The 23859-nt window shown below is 48.3% G+C and carries 24 protein-coding genes and 1 tRNA gene; 21 read left to right on the top strand and 4 right to left on the bottom strand.

The genetic code is table 11. From position 1 onward, the window contains the following. Positions 1-168: 168 nt before the first annotated feature. On the bottom strand, positions 169-1284 hold the full coding sequence (locus KUA49_RS00750; RefSeq protein WP_256624816.1) for an AraC family transcriptional regulator: 1116 nt from the start codon (positions 1282-1284) through the stop codon (positions 169-171). A 289-nt stretch (positions 1285-1573) separates the two neighbouring features. Between KUA49_RS00750 and thiD the strand changes: the two genes are divergently transcribed. From thiD to KUA49_RS00675, 15 genes are all read left to right on the top strand, one after another. Continuing rightward, positions 1574-2395 carry a bifunctional hydroxymethylpyrimidine kinase/phosphomethylpyrimidine kinase gene (thiD, locus tag KUA49_RS00745; RefSeq protein ID WP_218412441.1) on the top strand — a complete coding sequence of 274 codons (822 nt, stop codon included), beginning with the start codon at positions 1574-1576 and terminating at the stop codon, positions 2393-2395. Positions 2396-2397: 2 nt separating this feature from the next. Next, positions 2398-3036, top strand: coding sequence for a thiamine phosphate synthase (locus KUA49_RS00740; RefSeq protein WP_218412440.1), 639 nt, complete (start codon positions 2398-2400; stop codon positions 3034-3036). A gap of 29 nt (positions 3037-3065) precedes the next feature. After that, entirely contained in the window at positions 3066-5648 is a 2583-nt protein-coding gene (locus tag KUA49_RS00735) for an endonuclease MutS2 (RefSeq protein WP_218412439.1), read from the top strand. A 306-nt stretch (positions 5649-5954) separates the two neighbouring features. Continuing rightward, a tRNA-Thr gene (locus KUA49_RS00730) sits at positions 5955-6028 on the top strand. Positions 6029-6282: 254 nt separating this feature from the next. Beyond that, entirely contained in the window at positions 6283-6903 is a 621-nt protein-coding gene (locus KUA49_RS00725; protein ID WP_218412438.1) for a DUF4199 domain-containing protein, read from the top strand. A gap of 38 nt (positions 6904-6941) precedes the next feature. Beyond that, the gene (locus KUA49_RS00720; protein WP_218412437.1) at positions 6942-7913 is read left to right on the top strand and encodes a glycosyltransferase family 2 protein; all 972 of its coding nucleotides are present in this window, start codon (positions 6942-6944) and stop codon (positions 7911-7913) included. Then, on the top strand, positions 7901-8386 hold the full coding sequence (locus KUA49_RS00715; protein ID WP_218412436.1) for a DUF6452 family protein: 486 nt from the start codon (positions 7901-7903) through the stop codon (positions 8384-8386). The genes KUA49_RS00720 and KUA49_RS00715 overlap by 13 nt, the downstream gene beginning before the upstream one ends. After that, positions 8337-9050, top strand: coding sequence for a DUF6048 family protein (locus KUA49_RS00710; protein ID WP_256624814.1), 714 nt, complete (start codon positions 8337-8339; stop codon positions 9048-9050). The genes KUA49_RS00715 and KUA49_RS00710 overlap by 50 nt, the downstream gene beginning before the upstream one ends. A 71-nt stretch (positions 9051-9121) precedes the next feature. After that, positions 9122-10150: an FAD:protein FMN transferase gene (locus tag KUA49_RS00705; RefSeq protein WP_218412435.1), complete on the top strand. Its 1029-nt coding sequence runs from the start codon at positions 9122-9124 to the stop codon at positions 10148-10150. A 4-nt stretch (positions 10151-10154) separates the two neighbouring features. After that, on the top strand, positions 10155-10832 hold the full coding sequence (locus KUA49_RS00700) for a Crp/Fnr family transcriptional regulator (RefSeq protein WP_218412434.1): 678 nt from the start codon (positions 10155-10157) through the stop codon (positions 10830-10832). A 31-nt stretch (positions 10833-10863) separates the two neighbouring features. Further along, positions 10864-12957 (top strand): M3 family metallopeptidase, encoded by a 2094-nt coding sequence (locus KUA49_RS00695; protein WP_218412433.1) that lies wholly within the window; start codon positions 10864-10866, stop codon positions 12955-12957. Positions 12958-12983: 26 nt separating this feature from the next. After that, positions 12984-13457 (top strand): deoxycytidylate deaminase, encoded by a 474-nt coding sequence (locus KUA49_RS00690; protein WP_218412432.1) that lies wholly within the window; start codon positions 12984-12986, stop codon positions 13455-13457. 45 nt (positions 13458-13502) lie between these two features. Further along, positions 13503-15176 carry a S41 family peptidase gene (locus KUA49_RS00685; RefSeq protein WP_218412431.1) on the top strand — a complete coding sequence of 558 codons (1674 nt, stop codon included), beginning with the start codon at positions 13503-13505 and terminating at the stop codon, positions 15174-15176. Beyond that, complete coding sequence (locus tag KUA49_RS00680; protein WP_218412430.1) at positions 15176-15715, top strand: 5-formyltetrahydrofolate cyclo-ligase; 540 nt, start codon at positions 15176-15178, stop codon at positions 15713-15715. Before KUA49_RS00685 ends, KUA49_RS00680 begins: the two co-directional genes overlap by 1 nt. A gap of 406 nt (positions 15716-16121) precedes the next feature. Further along, on the top strand, positions 16122-16733 hold the full coding sequence (locus KUA49_RS00675; RefSeq protein WP_203050861.1) for a DUF4738 domain-containing protein: 612 nt from the start codon (positions 16122-16124) through the stop codon (positions 16731-16733). Positions 16734-16901: 168 nt separating this feature from the next. Here KUA49_RS00675 and KUA49_RS00670 read toward each other — a convergent pair whose 3' ends face one another. Together KUA49_RS00670 and recF are read right to left on the bottom strand one after the other, a co-directional pair. Next, the gene (locus KUA49_RS00670) at positions 16902-17192 is read right to left on the bottom strand and encodes a DUF721 domain-containing protein (RefSeq protein WP_203050859.1); all 291 of its coding nucleotides are present in this window, start codon (positions 17190-17192) and stop codon (positions 16902-16904) included. 50 nt (positions 17193-17242) lie between these two features. After that, positions 17243-18346 carry a DNA replication/repair protein RecF gene (gene recF, locus KUA49_RS00665; RefSeq protein WP_203040549.1) on the bottom strand — a complete coding sequence of 368 codons (1104 nt, stop codon included), beginning with the start codon at positions 18344-18346 and terminating at the stop codon, positions 17243-17245. Between the two features lie 145 nt (positions 18347-18491). Between recF and KUA49_RS00660 the strand changes: the two genes are divergently transcribed. The 6 genes from KUA49_RS00660 to KUA49_RS00635 all read left to right on the top strand — a co-directional run bounded on the left by KUA49_RS00660 (position 18492) and on the right by KUA49_RS00635 (position 23001). Further along, positions 18492-19187, top strand: a complete 696-nt coding sequence (locus KUA49_RS00660; RefSeq protein ID WP_217764271.1) for a tetratricopeptide repeat protein — start codon at positions 18492-18494, stop codon at positions 19185-19187. 53 nt (positions 19188-19240) lie between these two features. After that, on the top strand, positions 19241-19717 hold the full coding sequence (gene ribH, locus KUA49_RS00655) for a 6,7-dimethyl-8-ribityllumazine synthase (protein WP_217764270.1): 477 nt from the start codon (positions 19241-19243) through the stop codon (positions 19715-19717). Between the two features lie 45 nt (positions 19718-19762). Beyond that, positions 19763-20143 (top strand): DUF6557 family protein, encoded by a 381-nt coding sequence (locus KUA49_RS00650; RefSeq protein WP_218412429.1) that lies wholly within the window; start codon positions 19763-19765, stop codon positions 20141-20143. 141 nt (positions 20144-20284) lie between these two features. Beyond that, positions 20285-20998 (top strand): DUF4230 domain-containing protein, encoded by a 714-nt coding sequence (locus KUA49_RS00645; RefSeq protein WP_218412428.1) that lies wholly within the window; start codon positions 20285-20287, stop codon positions 20996-20998. Positions 20999-21010: 12 nt separating this feature from the next. Next, positions 21011-21589, top strand: a complete 579-nt coding sequence (locus KUA49_RS00640) for a DUF4230 domain-containing protein (protein WP_218412427.1) — start codon at positions 21011-21013, stop codon at positions 21587-21589. A 35-nt stretch (positions 21590-21624) separates the two neighbouring features. Beyond that, a complete protein-coding gene (locus tag KUA49_RS00635) occupies positions 21625-23001 on the top strand; it encodes an alanine/glycine:cation symporter family protein (protein ID WP_218412426.1) in 1377 nt (458 codons plus the stop codon). 259 nt (positions 23002-23260) lie between these two features. On the opposite strand, the gene KUA49_RS00630 is transcribed toward KUA49_RS00635, so the two are convergent. Beyond that, on the bottom strand, positions 23261-23836 hold the full coding sequence (locus KUA49_RS00630) for a GNAT family N-acetyltransferase (protein WP_203040556.1): 576 nt from the start codon (positions 23834-23836) through the stop codon (positions 23261-23263). Positions 23837-23859 lie beyond the last annotated feature (23 nt).

Below are 23859 nucleotides of genomic sequence, written 5' to 3'. Positions count from 1 at the left end.
TCTGTGAACAAGGTGTGAGCACTCAGTGAACAAAGCCTGGGCATCGAGAGACCAAAGCCTGGGCATCGAGAGACCAGGCTTTGGGCACATAGTGCCCATTGTACGGGCAACGAGTGCCCAAAACAAACTGCAAGAATTGGGCAATATCACTACATGAATTGAGTAATATCAGACTGTCTTTTCAGTAACTGTCTGTCCGGCTCTCCATTCAGTAGGAGTACAACCTTCCTTAGCCTTAAAAATACGGTACAGATAGGTGCGGGAAGAGAAGCCGCATTCCAGGGAAATGATGTCATTGCTATAGTCTGGCCTTTCCAGCATCATCTTCTTTGCCACATCGAAACGTATCTCACTGAGCCATGTTCTGAAAGTAGACTTCAGACAGTGCTCAAAGTAGAAAGACAAATCATACCTGGAAATACCAAGTTCACGGCTGAGAGTCAGTATATTCACCGTACAGTCCTTATATCCCAAATGCGCACACCATTCATCAAGCTTGTTCTGTATCAGAATTCTGCGCTCTTCAGTTCCCCCATAATTCATTTCTTCCATTTCCACCACCCCACTGCTTTCAACTTCCGCATCCAGAAGTTCGTCCGTAGGAATATAGCTGCAGCCGAGGGCTACGAACGTAAGGTTGAAGAACAATACGGCTAGCAATGCCAGAGGACCTACTATAAATAATAAGGAAGTAGACAGGATAGCAACCGGCATGATGAGAGATGCAAGCAAAAGAATGAAAACACCGACATGCGAAAATCTCACGTAGGGCAACATATCCGTTGCCGTCATTGTTTCCAGCATTTTCCTACGTCTTAGTATCTCTCTCATTATCATGGATATGCAATAGACTACACTTCCACCAAACAGGGCGAGCATCAGATAGAGTCCTTCTCGGATAAACAGACTTTGATGGAGATAGATACTCACGCAAAAGACCAGGAGGATGACAGCATAAATGCCACCGCATACCCGGTTCATCTTCCGGCAACTGATACGGGGAGCCTCTAAGTTATAGATACCCATCGAGATGAGCGAGAAACAGGGGGTATAGACGAGGATGTTGATGACCGCCCCCAGACCATCGTCTGCAGCACGGAAACCAAAAAACATCTGCATCATATATTGTATCGCCAGTCCTATCATGGCGGCAACAATCATCCAGCGTGAACGCTCATAACGCTCGCTCTCCCATTTTACATGCAGATGAGAGACTGCCACGATGGCGGCATTGAGGAGCATGAATATGAAACATGCAAACTGCAGTAGAAATAACGAATCCATACGCTTCTTATCTAAAAATTTATCTTAAATATACCAGCCTTTCTTAAAAAAACTTCTGCAAAAGTACAATAAAATTTTAAACTAAGAGTGAAAATCAATCAAAAAAGTTACAGAAACCACATAAAAAACGGGAATTTTACCCAAGTGCAACTACTCGGCACCCAATTATTTGGAGTTTACAAAAAAACAACGTATCTTTGCCAACAGATTTTAGATGAATCAAGGATTAGAAGAATAATCAAAGATAAATAAGTAAATCAAGGATAAAAAGGATAAAGATAAAGAAGATATGAAATACTATACAGCATTGACTATTGCCGGATCCGACAGTTGCGGAGGAGCCGGTATTCAGGCCGACATCAAGACGATGTCGGCTCTGGGCGTTTATGCCAGTTCGGCCATCACAGCCATCACCGTGCAGAACACCAAAGGAGTATATGGCATACAGAATGTAGAGCCGGAAATTGTAAAGGGACAGATTGAGGCAGTGATGGATGATATCCATCCCGATGCCATCAAGATTGGCATGGTGAACGACTGCAACACCATACGCGCCATCACCGAAACCCTCAAGAAATACGAGGACCAGTTCCAGCATCTCGTTATCGACCCCGTAATGGTATCTACCAGCGGATGCAGACTGATGCAGGAGGACGCCCTCAAAGTCTTCATCCACGACCTGCTGCCACTTGCCACCCTGCTCACCCCCAACATCCCGGAAGCAGAGATTCTTGCCGGCATCAAGATTCAGAATGTGGAAGATACCAAGAATGCAGCCTCAGCCATCAGTAAGCTGGGATGCAAATACGTGCTCATCAAGGGCGGACACTTCGAAGGAAACGAGAAGATTGACTATCTCTTCGAAGATGGAAAACTCATTACCAGCTATCGCGGCATGAACATTGATACCCGAAACACCCACGGCACCGGCTGCACCCTATCCTCTGCCATCACCTCTTATCTGACCAGAGAAATGGATATGAATACCGCTATTGCAATGGCGAAGACCTATCTTTCGGGCGCCATCCTTGCCGGAAAAGACGTAAAGATTGGAGAAGGACATGGACCTGTGAACCATTTCTACGAACCGAAAGCCCTATTCTTTAAATAATCATGAAATGGATTGTTATTACCATGCCTGATTTCATAGAGAATGAGGCAAACTACATCAACCAGCTCTTCGAGGCAGGACTCGAAGAGCTGCATCTGCGCAAGCCTGATTCCTGCATCGAAGACTGCGAGCGACTGCTGCAGGAAATCAACCCGAAATGGTATCCGGGAATCGTGGTTCACGACCACTTTTCGCTCTGCGGGAAATATCATCTCCACGGCATCCATCTGAATCGCCGAAACAATCAAGTGCCAGATGGCTTCCAGGGAAGCCTGTCACGTTCCTGCCACAGTTTCAAGGAAGTAACAGAAGCGCAGAATGAAGGAGTTTTCAGCTACGTTTTCCTCAGTCCTATCTTCGATAGCATCTCCAAAAAAGGCTACAAGCATTGCTTTTCAAACAAGGATTTGGAGGATGCCGGCAACAACGGCATCATCAACGAAAAGGTGATTGCCCTAGGTGGCGTTATTCCGCAATTCATCCCACAACTGCGAGTCTGGAACTTCGGCGGCGCAGCCTTCCTGGGGGATATCTGGAACCGCCGACAGGATGCCGACTGGGCAGAATATCTTACCAACGTAAGAAAATGCCTATTGCATGCTACGCGAAAAAATACACTTAAAGGCTCAAATATTTGGTAGTTAGCCAAAATAGTTGTAATTTTGCACCCATGATTTATCCAGATAATTTTGAAAATAAGATAGGGTTCAACGAAATCCGAAAAATGCTGCGCGAAAGATGCCTATCACCACTCGGCAAGGAACAGGTGGACAAGATGGCTTTCAGCAGCGACGCAGAACAGGTGAATGAGTGGCTCATGCAGGTGCGTGAGTTCAGACGACTGATGGAGGAAGTGGAAGACTTCCCCCTGCAATATTTCTATGACGTAAGAGAGAGCATCCTCCGTATACGTGTGGAGAATACCCACCTGGAAGAGGACGAACTGTTTGACCTGAGACGTTCGCTCGCCACCATCGCCGGCATGGTGAAGATTCTGAACCACAGCGATGAAGACGATGCTCACGCCGAACAGGAAGATGGATGGCGTAGAGAAAAGAAATATCCCTATCCTGCCCTCCACCGTCTTTCAAAAGACGTGATGACTTTCCCGCAACTGATTCAACGCATCGACCAGATTCTCGACAAATTCGGTAAGATACGAGACAATGCTACCCCCGAACTCCTCCAGATTCGACGAGAACTGGCGAAGACCGAAGGAAGCATTTCACGCACCCTATACAGTATATTGCGAGCTGCCCAGAGCGAAGGCGTGGTGGAGAAAGACGTAACCCCTACCCTGCGCGACGGTCGACTGGTTATCCCGGTAATCCCTACCCTGAAGCGAAGAATCAAGGGTATCGTGCACGACGAGAGTGCCACCGGTAAGACCGTGTTCATAGAACCAACCGAGGTGGTAGAAGCCAACAACCGGGTGCGCGAGCTGGAAGGCGAGGAAAGAAAGGAGATTATCCGCATCCTCACCGATTTCACCAACAAGGTGCGCCCATTCTCCAAGGAAATTCTGGAGAGCTACCGCTTCCTCGCCATCATCGACCTGATTCAGGCGAAGCAGAAAATAGCCGATGTGTTCAAGGCGATAGAGCCGGAAGTGGCCGACCATCCACACGTAGACTGGATCCGTGCCATCCACCCATTGCTCCAGTTGTCACTGCAGAAGAAAAACGAAAAGGTGGTGCCACTCGACATCACCCTGACGCAAGACAAGCGCATCCTCATTATCTCGGGTCCTAATGCCGGAGGTAAGTCGGTGTGTCTCAAGACAGTAGGTTTGCTTCAGTATATGCTGCAATGCGGACTGAGCATCCCGGTGAGCGAGCGTTCGAAGACGGGTGTCTTCCAGAACATCATGATTGACATCGGCGACGAGCAGAGTCTGGAGAACGACCTGAGTACCTACTCTTCCCATCTTCTGAACATGAAGAACATGATGAAGGCAGCCAATGGCGACACCATCATATTGATAGATGAGTTTGGTACCGGTACCGAACCGGGCATCGGTGGAGCCATCGCCGAGGCAGTGCTCGACAAGTTCTGCAAGCAGCAGGCTTACGGCGTCATCACCACCCACTATCAGAACCTGAAACATTTTGCAGATAGTCACGAGGGCGTGGTAAACGGTGCGATGCTTTACGACCGCCACGAGATGAAGGCACTCTTCCAGCTTGCCATCGGCAGACCAGGATCTTCCTTCGCCATCGAAATCGCAAGAAAGATCGGTTTGCCGGAAGAGGTAATCAAGGAGGCTTCGGATATCGTGGGTTCAGAATACATCCAGAGTGACAAGTATCTGCAAGACATCGTCCGCGACAAGCGATACTGGGAGAACAAGCGCCAGAATATCCATCAGCGCGAGAAGGATATGGAAAAAACCATCTCCAAGTATGAGAGCGACATCGAGGACATCGAGCGAAGCCGAAAGGCTATCCTCAAGAAGGCGAAGGAGGAGGCTGCCGAACTCTTGAAGGAGAGCAACAAGAAGATAGAGAATGCCATCCGAGAGATTCGAGAGAGTCAGGCGGAGAAGGAGGAAACCCGCCGCATCCGCCAGGAACTTGATGCCTTCAAGCAGGAGGTTCAGGAGATTGACACCAAGGAATCGGATGACAAGATAGCCAGGAAGATAGCCCAGATTCAGCAGCGCAAGGAGCGCCATGCCAAGCGACAGGCTGAGAAGAAGGAGAACCAGGAGAAGGCTGCGGCTGTGCTGCGCAATGCCCAGAACAAGGTGCAGGCCGACGGCAAGCGCGAGATTCAGGTGGGCGATACCGTGCGCATCAAGGGCTTGACCACCATCGGAAAGGTGGAGAGCATCAGTGGCGATACAGCCACTGCCGTTTTCGGAGGCATGAGAACCAAGATGCGACTCAACCGACTGGAGCACGCTGCTGCCACCGTGGAGAATGTGGATAAGACCGAGGAGCGCAAGGAGAATCTGGCATCTTACGGCATCAGCAAGGAAACAAGAAAGACCATCGATGCCCACAAGACCAACTTCCATCAGGATCTGGACGTGAGAGGCATGCGTGGTGATGAGGCTCTGAATGCCGTGCAGTATTTCATAGATGATGCCATCCTGGTGGGTATGCCACGAGTAAGAATTCTGCATGGCAAGGGCAATGGTATCCTTCGCCAGCTCATCCGCCAGTATCTGAGCAGCGTTCCAAATGTTACGCATTATGCCGATGAACATGTGCAGTTCGGCGGTGCCGGAATCACAGTTGTGGACTTTTAAGGGAAGAACGAAGAGTGAAGAATTCATTTGCTTCTTTCTCTTTATATAATAAGGTGAAATAGGAAAAAGGAGGCAAAAAGCGCCTCCTTTTTCCTAAATAAACGTTAACGACTAAAACTTTTTAGGCAAAAGTTTTGGTGGGTTCAGAAAAAAGCAGTACTTTTGCACTCGCTTAAAAGCAATAACCGCTTTCAAGTATATGAGACGGACAAGTCTCATACGACCAGCTCCCTCGGAATCCCCCAGGATGGGAACATAGCAAGGGTACTTGGTTGTAGCGGTGCGATATGAATCGCTTGTCCACCCGCCTCTTTAGCTCAGTTGGCCAGAGCACGTGATTTGTAATCTCGGGGTCGTTGGTTCGAATCCGACAAGAGGCTCAAAAAGGAATCTTCTTTCAGAAGGTTCCTTTTTTGTTTTTCATCCCATTACATACTCGTCACAGCAAGGCGTTGAATCTTCCTGCAAGGGGCAGAATCCCACTCCAAGGCATAACAAACAAAAATTTTTCTGAAATTCAGGGCATTCTATCTTTAATTATATATAAATATTCTCCCCCTTTACACCTTATATAATAAAAAAGTTGTATTTTTGCAAATTGAATATTAGATTAGTAGAAAATACAAATAAAAATATGAATACAGACAATAAAGAGAACCAAGAAGAAAAGAAGATGAACGGACAGGAGCAGACGACGAAGTTCTACGTCATCGACACTGGCAAGATTAAGCAGACCAAAGCTTTCGCCCGTCAAGACGGCACCATCCTCGGCACCGTATGGGTCATCAGTTTCGTTTGCACCATGCTGGCGGTAGATCCGAAATACCACATCCTGGGCTTGCTTTCCAACCTGCTCATCGTTGCCACCCCTTTCATCGTGGCCAAGCGACTGAGGATTTTCCGCGACCAGGTGAGAGGCGGGCACATCTCCTTCCGCCATGGACTGTACTATTGCATTCAGACTTTCTTCTATGCCACCCTCTTGCTCACCATCACGCAATACCTGTGGTTCCGCTTCATGGACACCGGCATGTTCATGAGCCAACTCCAGGAAAACTATCAGACATTGGCTCAGGTCTACCAGCTGACGGCTGAGGAATCAAAGATGCTCCTCGATGCCATCTCGATGATGAAGCCAATTGCGTGGGCATCCATGTTCATGTTCACCGACCTGGTGACAGGAGCCATACTGAGCCCTATCATCGCAGGTATCATGGCAAAGAAGCTGAAGACAGCAAAACAGCAATCACATTAACATCAATAAGAAAATATCAATAACATCAATATAAGAAAATGGATATTTCAGTTATCGTTCCTCTTTTCAACGAGGAAGAATCGTTGCCAGAACTCTTCGCCTGGATCAAGCGAGTGATGAACGCCAACGATTTCACATACGAGGTTATCTTCGTGAACGACGGTTCTACCGACCGTTCATGGGACGTTATAGAAGAACTTGCCGAGAAGAACGAGCAGGTGAAGGGCATCAAGTTCCGCAGAAACTACGGCAAGAGTCCGGCACTCTACTGCGGATTCAAGGAGGCTCAGGGCGACGTGGTCATCACCATGGATGCCGACCTGCAGGATTCACCGGATGAAATTCCGGGACTCTACCAGATGATTACCAAGGAAGGTTACGACCTGGTTTCAGGCTACAAGCAGAACCGCAAGCAGGGTGACCCGCTGAGCAAGACCATCCCTACCAAGCTCTTCAATGCCACGGCACGCAAGGTGAGCGGCATCCACAACCTGCACGACTTCAACTGCGGACTGAAGGCCTATCGCCGCGACGTGGTGAAGAACATCGAGGTATATGGCGAGATGCACCGCTACATTCCATATCTTGCCAAGAACGCAGGATTCGCCAAGATTGGCGAAAAACCGGTACACCACCAGGCACGCAAGTTCGGCACCTCCAAGTTCATGGGCTGGAACCGCTTCGTTAACGGCTATCTCGACCTGATGACCCTCTGGTTCCTCAGCAACTTCGGCAAGAAACCAATGCACGTATTCGGATTCCTGGGCAGCGTGGTGTTCTTCATCGCCTTCCTCTCGCTCATCGGACTCGGCATCGACAAGATCATCGACCTGCACAACGGCATATACGGTCATCTCATCACCGACTCGCCTTACTTCTTCATCGCCCTCATCGCAATGGTACTGGGCAGTCAGTTCTTCCTGGCGGGATTCCTGGGCGACCTCATCAGCCGTCAGAATCCAAACCGTAACGATTATCAAATAGAAAAGGAAATAAGATGCGGAAAATAATACCAATGGTTCTCGTCATGATGGCGATGATGATTGTGGCTGGATGCTCATCCATCGACTGCCCGCTCAACAACACCACTTATACGAAATATAAGCTGATGGGCAACGTCACCACACTCGCCGACACCATGACCATCTCAACCACCAAGACCGAAGGCCAGGACAGCGTGCTCATCAACAGGGATGTGAACGTAGACAGTTTCATCCTGCCCATGAGCTACCAGCAGCCCGAGGACGTGTTCTACTTCGAAATCAGAAACCGCGACCACAAGGTATGGAAAGATACCGTGACCGTGAAGAAGGAGAACTTTTCGCATTTCGAATCGGTGGATTGCAGTCCGTCGTTCTTCCACACCATCACCGGTGTGCAGACCACGCGCCATTTCATCGACTCGATAGTCATCAACAAAAAAGAGGTAAATTATGATGCATCCAAAGCGCATTTCTATATCTATTTCGGCAACCGCCACTAAGGTTCTCGCAGCAGTGATATTCCTGCTGATGGGTGGGGTTACTGCCCATGCCCAGAATCAGCAGAAGAAGATGGATGCTGTAACCGAAGATACCATCCCTCTGTTTCGCGGCATGGCAGTAGGCGTAGATATCATCGGTCCGGTGCAGTTGATGGTGAGCGACTACGGTCAGTATGAGGCATCGCTGCGCATCAATCTGAAGGATAAGTACTACCCTATCTTCGAGTTGGGTTACGGCAAGGCAGATGCCAGCGACGAAAGTACCAGGATTAATTACAAGACCAGTGCCCCATACTTTCGTATCGGTGTGGACTGGAACCTGCTCAAGAACAAGCACGATGTCTACCGTCTCTTCGGAGGATTCCGATATGGCTTCACATCGTTTAAATATGATGTGAGTGCTCCACCGGTAAGTGATCCCGTCTGGGGCGGCGAAGCTTCTTATGGTGCAGAAGATGTATCAGCCAACTTCCAATGGCTGGAAGGCGTGTTCGGAGTGGATGCCAAGATATGGGGTCCCGTCCGTATGGGGTGGAGTTTCCGCTACAAGCGCAAGCTGACCCAGAAGAAGGGTAATATCGGCAACAGTTACTATGTGCCAGGCTTCGGCAAGCAGGGAGGAACCCGACTCGGCGGCACCTTCAACGTTACCCTGGAGATATAAGTCACCTATTATATATAAGTCACCTATCATATATAAGTCACCTTATTATATAGGGAAAGATAGAGAAAGAAATGAAAAATAAGAAACTGATATGGCAGATACCCTTTCTGCTGATTCTGATATTGGGCAGCATCTACGTGATACGCCAGCAGCACAACACCCCTTATCAAAAGGATGAGGGCATGGTATTCGGCACCATCTATCACATCACGTACCAAAGCGACACCGATTATCAGAAGGAGATTGAGGCTGAGTTGCAGAAGGTGGATAACTCTCTTTCACCCTTCAACAAAACCTCTATCATCTCCCGCGTCAACCGCAACGAGAAGGTGAAGGTTGACGAGATGTTCACGGAAGTGTTCCAGCTTGCCGAAAAGATTTCAGGCGAGACCAACGGAGCCTTCGACATCACCGTTGCCCCAATGGTCAATGCCTGGGGATTCGGATTCAAGACAGGCAATCCACCTACCAAGCAGTCCATCGACAGTCTTCGTGCCATCGTAGGCTTCCACAAGGTTGCCCTGAAGGATGGCTTCGTGAGCAAGGAGAATCCCAAGACCATGCTCGACTGCTCCGCCATTGCCAAAGGTTACGGCACCGACGTGGTGGCAAGATTCCTGAAGAAGAAAGGCATCCAGAACTTCATGGTGGAGATTGGAGGCGAAATCGTGGTGAGCGGCAACAGCGAGAAGCAGGTGCCTTGGCGCATCGGCATCAACAAGCCAACCGATGACTCGCTCAATACCAGCCAGGAGCTGCAGGATGTGGTCAACGTGAGCGACATCGCCATGGCCACCAGCGGCAACTATCGCAACTTCTACTATAAGAATGGCAAGAAATATGCGCACACCATCGACCCGAAGACGGGTTATCCTGTGCAGCACAACATCCTGTCAGCCACAGTTCTTGCCAAAGACTGTGCCACTGCCGATGCCTATGCCACTTCATTCATGGTGATGGGATTGAACGGAGCGAAGAAGGTGCTGGAGAAACATCCAGAACTCTGCGCTTATCTGATTTATGCAGACCACAAAGGCAATAACAGAATCTGGTATTCGCCATCTCTGAAGAAAATATTAGAAGCTCAAAGTTCAAAGTAAGAATATGCCGGAAAAGAGATTATACGACAGTCTTTTGGGACTTCCCCTATTCCTGGGAATGACCCGTTGCGACCTTCTTGAGATTGCAGGCACGACCAAGTTCTACTTTCAAAAGTTGAAAAAAGGTCATGTCATCGCCCAGGAAGGCGAACCCTGTCTGCACATAATTTTCCTGATTAAGGGCGAAATCAAAGTCATTACAGAGGCTGACGACCATGGTTATCAGATAGAGGAGACCATCAAGGCACCAGAAGTGCTTCAGGTGGAACGTTTCTTCGGATTCAACCAGCACTATACACATACCTATATTGCCGGTGACGACTGCAACATCATGAGTTTCAGCAGAAAGGAATTGATGAAGCTATCCGATAACTACGAGATATTCCGCATCAACCAGCTCAACATCCTCACCACGCAGACACAAAAGAGCGAGCGTCGACTCTTCAGAGTACCTCCCAAGACATTGGAAGAACGCATCATCCGCTTCTTCGAAAGTCACTGTCTCCGACCAGCCGGCGAAAAGACCTTCCGTATCAAGATGACCAGACTCGCCGAAGAGATGAACGTGAAGCGAATCTATGTATCGAATGCGCTCAACGAGATGGAAGAAAAAGGACTCATCCAACTCTATCGAGGCATCATCGTCATCCCATCATTGGAAAATCTCATTGCTAAAAATTAAAAGTTGAAAGTAACAAGTTCAAAGTAATAAAATGCAAGATACAACCATAAACGAGAAAAAAATTGAGAAGAGAGAGAATCCTTTCTTCCTGCCATACGGCACCCCACACAATACAGCCCCATTCGACCGCATTCAGCTCGGCGACTATGAGGAGGCTTTCATGGAAGGTATCCGCCGCGACGACGAGGCAACCGACAAGATTGTAAACGACCCGGCAGAGCCAACGTTCGAAAACACCATCGCCCGTGTTGATACAGAAAAGGGCGAACACTATTACGACCTCTTGAGCAGAGTGTCTAACGTATTCTCTTGCATGATGAGTGCCGAGACCTGCGACGAAATGGAGGAACTGGCACAGAAGATGAGCCCTATCCTCACCAAGCATGCCAACGACATCACATTGAACAAGAAGCTCTTCGAGCGCATCAAGTTTGTTCACGACCATCCTAACCGTGAACTGAATGCAGAAGAGAAGATGCTGCTCGAAACCAGCTACGACGGATTCGTACGCAGCGGTGCCCTCCTCGACGAGGAAGGCAAGGAAAAACTGCGCAAGCTCACCGAGGATGCAAGCATGCTCACCCTCCAGTTCTCGCAGAACCTGCTGAAGGAGAACAAGGCGTTCACCCTTCACATCACAGACAAGGCGCAGCTCGAAGGTCTGCCAGAAACAGCCATCGCTGCAGCTGAACATACAGCCAAGGAAAAGAATGAGGAAGGCTGGATTTTCACACTCGACTATCCTAGCTATTCTCCGTTCATGACCTACTCTACCCAGCGCGAACTGCGCAAGCAGATGTACATGGCTCGTAACACAGTCTGCACCCACGACAACGAGCAGAACAACCTGGAAATATGCAAGAAGCTGGTGAATCTGCGCCGTGAACTGGCTCAGCTCCTGGGCTTCGAGACCTATGCCGACTACGTGCTCCGCCATCGCATGGCAAGCAACACGGAGAATGTGTATAAACTCCTGAACGACCTCATCGATGCCTACAAGCCAACAGCTATCGAGGAGACAGAAGAGGTGAAGGCACTTGCAAAGAAACTGGAAGGTGATGACTTCGAGATGGAGCCATGGGATTTCGGTTTCTATTCTCACAAGTTGCAGATGGAGAAGTATAACCTGGATGCAGAGATGCTCCGCCCATACTTCCAGCTCGACAAGGTGATAGCCGGCGTGTTCGGTCTTGCCAACAAGCTCTACGGCATCACCTTCAAGGAGAACAAGGATATTCCGGTATATCATCCAGACGTAAAGGCATACGAAGTATTCGACAAAGACGGCAGCTATCTCGCCGTATTCTACGCCGACTTCTTCCCTCGCAAGGGCAAGCAGGGCGGTGCCTGGATGACAGAGTTCCAGGGACAATGGATTGACCATAAGGGCGTTAACGTTCGTCCACACGTGAGCGTGGTAATGAACTTCACCAAGCCAACAGCCGAGAAGCCAGCCCTTCTCACCCTGGGCGAGGTAGAGACCTTCCTCCACGAGTTTGGCCATAGCCTTCACGGCATGTTTGCCAACACCCGTTTCGAGAGTCTCTCCGGAACCAACGTATGGTGGGATTTCGTAGAATTGCCATCTCAGTTTATGGAAAACTATGCGGTAGAAAAAGACTTCCTCCGCACTTTCGCCTTCCATCACGAGACGGGCGAGCCATTGCCTGACGAGCTCATCGAGCGCATCGTGAAGAGCCGCAACTTCATGGCAGCCTATGCCTGCCTTCGCCAGGTAAGTTTCGGTTTGCTCGACATGGCATACTACACCAAGAAAGATGAATTCACCGCCGATATCATCCCATTCGAGAAGAAGGCTTGGGAGAAGGCGATGGTTCTGCCACAGAGACAGGATACCTGTATGACCGTACAGTTCTCCCACATCATGGCAGGAGGATATGCAGCTGGCTACTACAGCTACAAGTGGGCAGAGGTGCTCGATGCCGATGCCTTCAGCGTATTCAAGAAGAATGGTATCTTTGACCAGGCAACCGCCCAGAGTTTCCGCAACAACATCCTCTCGAAGGGTGGAACCGAGCATCCGATGACGCTCTACAAGCGATTCCGCGGACAGGAGCCAACCATCGATGCCCTGCTCGAACGCAACGAAATCAAGAAGAGTTAATTATTAATTGTAAATTATAAAAAGTGATGGCAAACGAACTTTCCAAACAGCAGAAACTTGACCTGCGATACCTTCGCATGGCACGCATCTGGGCAGAAAACAGCTACTGCAAGCGCCGACAGGTGGGAGCACTGGTAGTGAAAGACAAGATGATTATCAGCGATGGCTACAATGGTACACCCAGCGGATTCGAAAATGTATGCGAGGACAACAACGTGACCAAGCCATACGTTCTCCATGCCGAGGCCAATGCCATCACCAAACTGGCCCGCAGCAGCAACAACAGTGAGGGAAGTACGCTCTATGTCACAGCCTCTCCTTGCATCGAATGCTCCAAGCTGATTATCCAGTCGGGCATCAAGCGAGTGGTCTATGCCGAAAAGTACCGTCTCACGGATGGCATAGACCTGCTCAAAAGGGCTGGGGTTAAAGTGGAATACATGAATCCGGAAGAAATGGGAGATTCCTTGGATAAGCCGGATTCATCCTCCGAAAAATAAGAGAGAAAGAAACGTTAGTATATTAAAAGTTAGTAAGTTATGAACATGAATAAGAATAAGAGCAACCGATTCATGCCCTTCATCATGGCGCTCTGCGTAGTGATTGGCATTATCATCGGTACATTCTTTTCGAATCATTTCGCCGGCAACCGACTCAACGTCATCAATAGTGGCAGCAACCGACTCAACAACCTGCTCCACCTCATCGACGACCAGTATGTGGATGCCGTGAACATTGATTCCTTGGTGGATAAGGCGATACCTCAGATTCTTGCTGAGCTGGACCCTCACTCCGTATATATCAGTGCAAAGGATGCGGCTCAGGCTAACGACGACCTCAAAGGCTCCTTCTCGGGAGTGGGAATCGAGTTCGTCATCCGCCAAGACACCATCCATGTGCAGAATGTAATCCAGAACGGACCTGCCGAGAAAGCAGGACTTCTGGCTGGCGACAAGATTGTGGCCGTGGATGGCAAGCCATTCGTGGGCAAGATTGTTACCAACCAGGAAGCCATGCGCCGACTGAAGGGTCCGAAGGATACGAAAGTGAAGATTGGCGTGGTTCGCTATGGAAGCAAGAAGGTGCAGACCTTCACCGTGACCCGTGGCGAGATTCCTACAAAGAGTGTGACTGCTGCCTATATGCTCGATGACCAAACGGGCTATATCCGCATCAAGAACTTCGGCGAGAACACCTATCCTGAGATGCTCATCGCCCTGGCAAAGCTCTCGCAGCAGGGATTCTCTAATCTCTGCATCGACCTGCGCGATAACTCGGGCGGTTATCTTACTGCCGCTGTCAACATGGCAAACGAGTTCCTGCCAGCCAAGAAGCTGATTCTCTATACCGAAGGCAGAAAGTCGCCTCGCCAGGAATATCCGAGCGACGGCAAGGGTGCTTATCAGAAGATTCCACTGGTGGTGCTCATCAACGAGGGTTCTGCATCTTCTGCCGAAATCTTCGCCGGTGCCATGCAGGACAACGATCGTGCTACCATCATCGGCCGCCGATCGTTCGGTAAGGGTCTGGTTCAGCAGCAGATTGAGTTCCCTGACCACAGCCTCATCCGCCTCACCATCGCCCGCTACTATACGCCATCGGGCAGATGCATCCAGAAGCCATACACCCTGGGTGATGACAAGGATTACGAGCAAGACCTCCTCACCCGCTATCAGCACGGCGAGTTCTTCTCGCAGGATAGCATCAAACATACCGGTCCGGCTTACCATACAGGCATCGGTCGCGTGGTTTATGGTGGCGGTGGTATCACTCCTGACATCTTCGTACCGGAGGATACACTCGGCATGACTTCCTACTTCAAGGAGGCTAGCATGAGCGGACTCATCCTTCAGTTTGCGTTCACCTATACCGACGACAACCGTCCGAAGTTGAACAACTTCAAGGAAATGATGCAGCTTGCCGACTATCTTGAAAGTCAGAATATGGTAGAGCAATTTGCCAACTATGCCGACAAGCGCGGCTTGAAGCGCAGAAACCTGCTCATCAGAAAGTCGCACAAACTTCTGGATAGAGTCATCGACAGCCGAATCATCTATAACATGCTGGATGAACAGGCCTGGACCCAATACATCAACCAGGACGACCCAGTGATTATGAAGACCCTGGAAGTGTTTGAGAAGCACGAGGCATTCCCAAAGAAGCCAGTGTCCGCAGCCAAGCCAAAGGCTAAAAAGCCCATTGCAAAAAAGCAGAAATAATGGATAAAAAAGAATTAAGACAATTCATAAGAAACAAAAAGCGACAGTATTCCTCAAGTCAACTTGAGGAACTGTCGCTTTCTGTTTTATCCCGACTCAACGGGAATGAGCATCTGCAAAGAGCAGAAACGATATTGATGTACTATTCCCTGCCCGACGAGGTAAACACCCATGCATACATCGACCAGCTACTGACAGAAGGCAAGAAGATTCTCCTGCCTGAAGTGATAGACGGAGAGAACATGGTGATTCGGGAATATACGGGAAAGCACGACCTGAAGGAAGGAGCCTTCCATATCATGGAACCCATCGGAAGCCTATTCCCCGAAGAGAGGTATCAGGAGATAAATCTCGCCATCATCCCCGGCATGGCATTCGACGGGAACCACAACCGACTGGGCAGAGGCAAGGGATATTACGACAGATTCCTCCAGAAGATTCCCCAGGTATACAAGATAGGAATCTGCTTTCCTTTCCAACTGGTGGATGAGATTCCAACGGAGGAAACGGATATAAAAATGGATGCAATCATGGGATAAAGCTTCAGTTTTCTCCCGCATTTTCCCCGAAAAAACAAAAAAAGCTAGTTTTTTAGCGGAAAATACAATATCTTGCATCAGAAATCGTTAATAAAATAAAAACAAAGCGTTTTTAAGAGATTTCCATTAAACCTTTCGGGGTTTTAGGGGTCTAAAATTATGATTAGAATTCATAAACTGAACTTTTATTATATCGTGTAAGATTCAATAGGAAATTTATTAGTTAGTATTTAGGTATCCGAAGGCACTGGCTTGTGAAAGTCGATGCCTCTTTTTTTTGTCCATACGAAAGCAAGTTTGATAGAAAAAGACAAGGGCTTTCGGATGATTTTTTGTTTTTTAACGGGCATCTATCCCAAATCTTGTTTTTTTTTACTAATTTTGTAGCATCAAAACAAGAATAGCAATGAAACGAATCAATTACATATTCATGGCAATAGCGGCAGCCGGACTGATGGCATCCTGTGCCGAAAAGAAAAAGAGCAATATCATCATTGCTCCTAAACCTGCAGCCAAGGTAACCAACAAGGCAACTCAGAAGATGAGCGACTATGAGCAGGCAAGAGACATAGAATGGCTTGGCACCACCTACAAGATTGTGGTTAAAAGAGCTTCTGACAGCGAATTGCCTATCATCAAGCTTGATGAAACCACCAAGTATTACGACAACAAGATTACCGTTAGAATCCTCAGAAAAGACGGTACGGAGTTCTTCAACCGCACCTTTACCAAGAGTGATTTCGAGCGTTATCTTGACAAGCACACCAAGGAGACAGGTGCCCTGCTGGGCATCGTCTATGTGAAGGCAGAAGGCAACAACCTCTGTTTTGCCGCAAGCGTGGGTTCTCCTGATATCACCAGCGATGAATATGTTCCGATGGTACTGAAGATTTCCAACCTGGGAGCCGTCAACATCTCTAAAGACCAGATTCTTGATACGGAATCTGGCAGCAACGGTGCTTCCAGCAACAAGAACAAAGGTGCTGCAGAAGAAGATGATGACGAAGAAGGGGTATAAATCCTTTCTCTCCACAAGAAAATGTCTATCCGCCACTGCCGGATAGACATCCAGCAGTGGCGGATGCATATACGGCAATGGCGAATACACGTCCGCCATTGCCGTATACATTTTATATGAGTACACCCAAATGTTTCTATCACCTGCGTAAAAACACCAGAATTCCTCTTAATAAAACCTAATGTCAGCGATGACCTGTGCTCCTACCTGCTCGTTGAGCCGGCGAACCAGGATAGATCGGTTCATCGTTAAATCGGCACGAAGTGCTGGGTTCTGCAACTTCACAAACAGGGTTTGGTTCTTGATGAACTTTTCACCACAATAAGCTGCGATGGGAGCACCCACCACTGCATCCCAACTATCAATCAGGCGCTTTTGCAGCAAAGGGGTTTCCAAACCCTCGTTTCGCAGAAACTCCGGCAGCAATTCACCTATCGAACGAACTTTCTTTCTAAACACAATAATATCTATTTATATCTATTATACCCGTTTTATATCTATTATACCCGTTAACTCCTCACATTCATCTCTCCATTCTCTACGGCGAAAATCTTGTAGTCACCATCCAGACGATGGAGTATCTGGTCGAGATGATCACGATTGGTATCCGTGATGAATATCTGACCGAAATTATCATTTGAAACCAGTTGCACGATTGCCTCAACACGCTGGGCATCAAGCTTATCAAAGATATCATCGAGCAGGAGAAGAGGCGTGGTATTAGAACAGGTCCGCTTCAGAAAACTAAACTGAGCCAGCTTCAGGGCAATGACAAAACTCTTGTTCTGTCCCTGGCTTCCCTCACGCTTCATCTGATAATCGCCTATCGTAAACTCCAGGTCATCACGATGTACACCATGAAGCGAATAGCCCACAGCCCTATCCTTGAATCTATCGCGCTGAATCACCTCCAGCAAAGGTCCTCGCTGGCAATGGGAGATGTAATGCAAACCCACCTGCTCCTTATCGCCCGAAATATGCTGGTAAATCTGCTGAAACAGAGGCACCAGTTCGTTGACGAAAGCCTGGCGGCGCACGAATAGCTGCTCCCCGTTGATCGCCATCTGCTGCTCCCAGAGTTCCATCAGCGTAGCATCCGGCTCCGTTTCCATTTTCAACAAAGCATTGCGCTGCTGCAACGCCTTATTGTAGTTGGAAAGATACTCTATGTAAGTATGGTCATACTGCGAGATGACCACATCCATCAGTTTTCTCCGCTCCTCGCTTCCCCCCTCGATGAGCGAAACATCCGAAGGCGATACGAAGATGAGCGGAATCAGTCCGATGTGCTGCGACAGTCGCTTGTACTCCTTCTTGTTGCGCTTGAAGTGCTTCTTGGTGCCTCGCTTCATACCGCAGTAGATGTTTTCCGAATCCCCATTATCATTCTCGTAATTACCCTCAAGCATGAAGAAAGCCTCATCGTGAGTGATGATCTGTGAGTCTATCGGATTGCTCGCACTCCGGCAAAACGAAAGATAGTAGATGGCATCGAGAAAGTTGGTCTTACCCATGCCGTTATGGCCGATAAGACAGTTAATTTTTGGCGACAACTCCATGTTGGCGCTCTTGATGTTTTTATAATTAATAATGGAAATATTCTTTAAAATCATACACACTTTACTGATTATTGCCTGCAAAGTTAGTAGAAAAAGCGCAAAAAACGAAAAAAGTGGGCTAGAAATTTCAATAATTGAATAAAATTGCGTATTTTTGCATCCTAAACTGTAGAAATAATAAAAAAATAAAAAATAAAAAATGGCAAACAACAACTTACAGGCTCAGGAAATCGAGAGCCTCAACATGAAGGAAGCCTTCTTCATGAAGAACAAGAAGGCTATTATTATCGCTGTGGTAGCACTGGTTGTTATCATCGCAGGTGTGTTCGGTTACTTCTCTCAGATTGCCGGTCCTCGTGAGGACAAGGCAAGCACATTGCTCGGCAAGGGACAGACTTACTTCCAGAACGAGATGTTCGAGCAGGCACTCAACGGTGATGGCGCAGGTTACGTAGGTTTCGCAAAGATTGCTAGCGAGTACAGCAGCACAAAGGCAGGTAACCTGGCTAACCTCTATGCAGGTCTCTGCTATGCGAACCTCGGCAAGTGGGCTGAGGCAGAAAAGAGCCTCGACGCTTTCTCTTCTAAGGACGACCAGATGATCAGTCCAGCAGCTCAGGCAGCTCTCGGCGATGTTTATGCTCACCTCAAGAAGAACGACCAGGCTGTTGACGCTTTCAAGAAGGCTGCTTCTATGGCAGATAGCAAGGCAGAAGATGATGCCAACAACTCTCTTTCTCCTGCATTCCTCATCAAGGCTGGTGAAATTCTGGAGAGCGACGGCAAGAAGGCAGACGCCTTGAGCCTCTATCAGGACATCAAGAAGAAGTATGTGAACTCTATGCTCGTTCAGAGCGGTGAGATTGACAAGTACATCGAGCGTGCTTCCAACTAATCTTCTTCCCGGAAAGCAGATATTCAAAAACAGAAAGAAAGGAAGAAAAAGATATGGCTACAGCACTTCATAACTTATCGGACTACGATTTCTCCAAGGTACCTGATGCCAGCAACATGTGCTTCGGCATTGTAGTGGCAGAATGGAATCCAGAAATCACCGGTGCTCTGCTCGACGGAGCCGTTAAGACCCTCGAAAAGCATGGCGCACTGCCAGAGAACATCCACGTGAAGACGGTTCCTGGAAGCTTCGAGCTGATTTACGGCGCTCATCAGATGGTTCTCAATGGCGGATACGACGCTGTCATCATCCTGGGTAGCGTGATTCGTGGTGAGACTCCTCACTTCGATTACATCTGTGAGGGTGTTACCTATGGCATCGCACGCCTCAATGCAACACAGGAGATTCCTGTTATCTATGGTCTCCTGACCACCAACGACCTGCAGCAGGCCAAGGACCGCAGCGGTGGCAAGTTGGGCAACAAGGGTGACGAGTGCGCTATCGACGCTATCAAGATGGCTAAGTTCTAATCGCGAAAGGATTTTTGTATCATATATATATAAATAAGGTATCATATGAAACTCTATCAGTTATTTCAGTCATTCGAGTTTGAGGAGATATTCCCAACGCTCAATGCGATGTTTCCTAATGCTCAGGTGCATCGCGATGTGTTTGAAAAGGCATTCAATATGCTTTGCGACATCCAGCCTATCAGTTCAAAGAAGGTGATTCGCTTCGAACTGATAGAAGATCCAAACTCCAGCGATATGTTTGTGGGAGCTAACGACAGTTGCTTCTTTTGTAACTGGGATGTATGTCTGGGTAAGGAAATCAAGAAAGGAAAGGGAGCTGACCTCAACGATGTTGAGATAGCTGCCAACTGCCTCTTGAATATCCTATTCACCGGTCGCCATCCACAGGGATTTGACAAAGAATACAAGAAACTCTTGAAATAAAAAGAGAAGCTCTTGAAATAAAATGAAACACCAAAAGCTCTTGAAGTTACTTTTTAGCTTCAAGAGCTTTTATTTTTTACATTTTTCTTTGGTTTTTCAAACAATTTGTCGTACCTTTGCAACGAATTTAAAACATTTTGCATGAAGAAGTTATTAAATATCATATTATCTGCCATGATTCTCGTCTTTTCTGCCTGCTCACAGAAGCAGCCAACAGAAGAAAAGGCAAACGTCATCGACACCATTCCGGTGATGGTGATGCAGATACAGAAGTGCAGTCGTCTCTACACAGCCGAAGCGCATGTTCACAAAATCATCACCCACGATGACCAGTTGAACCTGAAAGGTTCTTTCATGAAGAAGGATTTCAACATCCATATTCCGGGATCCAACCGCAAGGTAGCCATCCCGATGGATGCCACCATCAAGGCGTATGTGGATTTCGAGGGATTCTCTCAGAAGAACGTATCCCGAAAGGGCGACAAGATTGAAATCATCCTGCCCGACCCGAAACTGGTGCTCACCAGCAGCAAGATAGACCACAAGGCAGTGAAGCAATACGTTTCGCTGACACGAAGCAACTTCACCGATGCCGAACTGACGAAGCTGGAACAGCAGGGCCGACAGAGCATCATCAACGATATTCCGAATATCGACCTGATGGAGCAGGCACAATTCAGTGCTGCCAACACGCTCATCCCGATGCTCATCGACATGGGATTCAAGGAAGAGAACATCAAGATCAGTTTCCGCAAGAAGTTTACCCTGCAGGATTTGAAGGGATTCATCTCCAACGGACTGAGCGACAAGACAACCATAGAAAAGAAGAACGCCCCTGACCAGGTATCAAAATAGGAGGACTCAGACATGAAGAAATATGGAATTATGCTTATCGTGCTCCTTGCCGTGGTGACAGGCGGAGCATTATACTGGCTCAATAAAGACAATACGGTGGAGGTGGCTGCCGAAGAAAAGACCACCCTCTCGCCTACCCTGGTGGAGAGTATCGAGGCGATAGGACAATGGGAATTTCTCGCCATCAACGACGAGGAACTTGTTGATACCGTGCGCCGCGGCTTCTTTGGCGACGACCAGCTGGTACGTATCTACTACGGAACCCTCAGGCTGGGCATCGACATGAAAGACGTGAAGGAAGGATGGATGAAGGTGGATAAAGAGAAAGACTCTATCACCTGCACCCTGCCGCCAATCCGTCTTCTCGACAACAATTTCATAGACGAAGCCCGCACCAAGAGCTTCTTTGAAGAAGGAAAGTGGACCGGAGCCGACCGCCAGGCGATGTACGACCGTGCCTACGCCATGATGAAGAAGCGTTGCATCACCCCCGTGAATATCCAGACGGCACAGAGAAATGCCAAGCAACAGTTCAGGGAAATGCTCAAAGCCATGGGCTTCAAAAATGTAAAGATTGAATTCGAGAAATAAAAACAAACAATAAATATTTAAAGAGATAAAGAGAGATGGAGACTATCAACGATTTTTTCACCACATTCAGTTCATTCCTCTGGGGATGGCCAATGATTATCCTTTTGTTAGGAACCCACATTTTCCTGACCATTCGCCTGCGCTTTCCACAGCGCAAGATATTCAAGGCGATAGCGCTGTCAGTAAAGAAAGACAAGGATGCCACAGGAGATGTTTCACAGTTTGGTGCTTTGGCTACTGCCCTTGCTGCAACCATCGGTACGGGTAACATCATTGGTGTGGCCACCGCCATTGCCCTTGGAGGTCCAGGTGCCGTGCTCTGGTGCTGGCTTACGGGTGTATTCGGTATTTCAACCAAATATGCCGAGGGCTTGCTTGCCGTGAAATATCGTGTGAAGACCAAGCGTGGACGGATGCTTGGCGGTCCGATGTATGCCCTGGAGAAAGGTTTGGGCTGGAAGTGGCTAGCCATCCTCTTCGCACTCTTTGCCGCCCTCGCCTCTTTCGGCATCGGAAGCACCGTACAGGCTAATGCCATCTCTACCCTGGTAGAGAACCAGTATGGCATTTCTCCTTATATCACGGGTGCCATTGTCACAGCACTCGGAGCTGCCGTTATCATCGGTGGCGTGAAGACTATTTCTAAGGTATGCGGCATGCTCGTGCCATTCATGGCACTCTTCTATGTGCTGGGCTGCATCTACATCCTCATCGTCAACCATGCCTATCTCGTGCCTGCCATCAAGGTGATCCTTGATTCGGCATTCACCACCAAGGCAGCAGGTGGCGGTTTTGCGGGCAGCACCCTGATGATGGCAGCCCGCTATGGTATCGCCCGTGGTCTGTTCTCCAACGAGAGCGGTTTGGGTTCTGCCCCTATCGTTGCTGCAGCGGCACAGACCCGCAACCCTGTACGCCAGGCGTTGGTTTCATCCACCGGTACCTTCTGGGATACCGTGATTATCTGTGCCCTCACCGGACTGGTCATCACATCGAGCATCATCGCTTATCCTGATATCGACTATCACAACGGTGCTGCGCTTACCAAGGCAGCGTTCAGCAAGATTCCATATATCGGTGCCCCATTGCTTACCTTCGGTTTGAGCACCTTTGCCTTCAGCACCACCCTGGGCTGGAGTTATTACGGCGAGCGCTGCGTGGAATATCTCAAGGGAAAGAAGTGGATGCTCTGCTATCGAATGCTCTACATCATCAGTATTTTCATCGGTAGCGTCATCAGTCTCGGATTGGTATGGAACATCGCCGACTGCATGAATGCCCTCATGGCTATCCCTAACCTCGTTTCCCTGCTCTGTCTCAGCGGCATCATCGTCCACGAAACGAGAAAGTATCTCTGGAGAGACCGACTCGACCGAGATATGGACGAGAGTGAGATTGAGGAATTGGAATAATATACAACATTGTGCAAACGTTTACTCTGAAAAAAAGAAGATATTGCAGCAAAAATAATGAAATATCAAACAATATACGTATCTTTGCAACGAAATTAAGATAAAAGACATTTCATACGCAAGGTTATATAGGTTTAATAATATTTTATTAGTTTTTGTTGATTAGTGATAAAAGCCCGGCCCGCAGTGATGCGATGCCGGGCTTTTGTATATGTGATAAACGAGCCAATCGTTTATTTCTTCATACTTATCGCCATATTTAGATGGTGTATTGCAGGTGTCTCATGCCGTGACCTCCCCATACCGTATCGTTGACATATTTAAATCCGATGCTGGCATAGAGCTTCTCCGCTCTCGGATTCCCCTTGTCTACGAGCAGGCCCACCTTAGGGATACCCAACTCTCTGGCTTTCTCGATGGCAGCAGCCAGGAGCTGCTTGGCGATGCCCTTGCCACGGAAACTGCTCGAAACAGCCAGGCTGTCGAGATAAAACTCGCCTGCTTCTGTCTCTGCATCCATTGCTGAATAGTCGATGCCGAAGCTTACGATAGCCTCCTTGATAAACTGTCTGCGCAGTTCCTTCAATCGGGCACCATCGTATGCCACAAGGATACCGGTGATGATACCCTCGCTGTTGCTAGCCACCAGCGTGTTAAGATAGCTGTACTGACTATCTTCCATCTTTACCAGACGTTCCATCATCTGATGAAAATCCACCAAAGTATGATGCGGACCAGCGAAGTTCTGGCAGCAGTCTGTGTTCATCGCTTCCATGATGAGCGATGCGATATGTGATGCCTTATCAGGCGTACCTTGCTCTATATGTACTTTCATTTTTCCTTTTAGTTATTTATGAA

Source organism: Segatella copri, assembly GCF_019249655.2.
GTDB lineage: Bacteria > Bacteroidota > Bacteroidia > Bacteroidales > Bacteroidaceae > Prevotella.
Note: the sequence above shows the minus strand (reverse complement) of the source record. Positions and strands in the feature narration are given on the sequence as shown.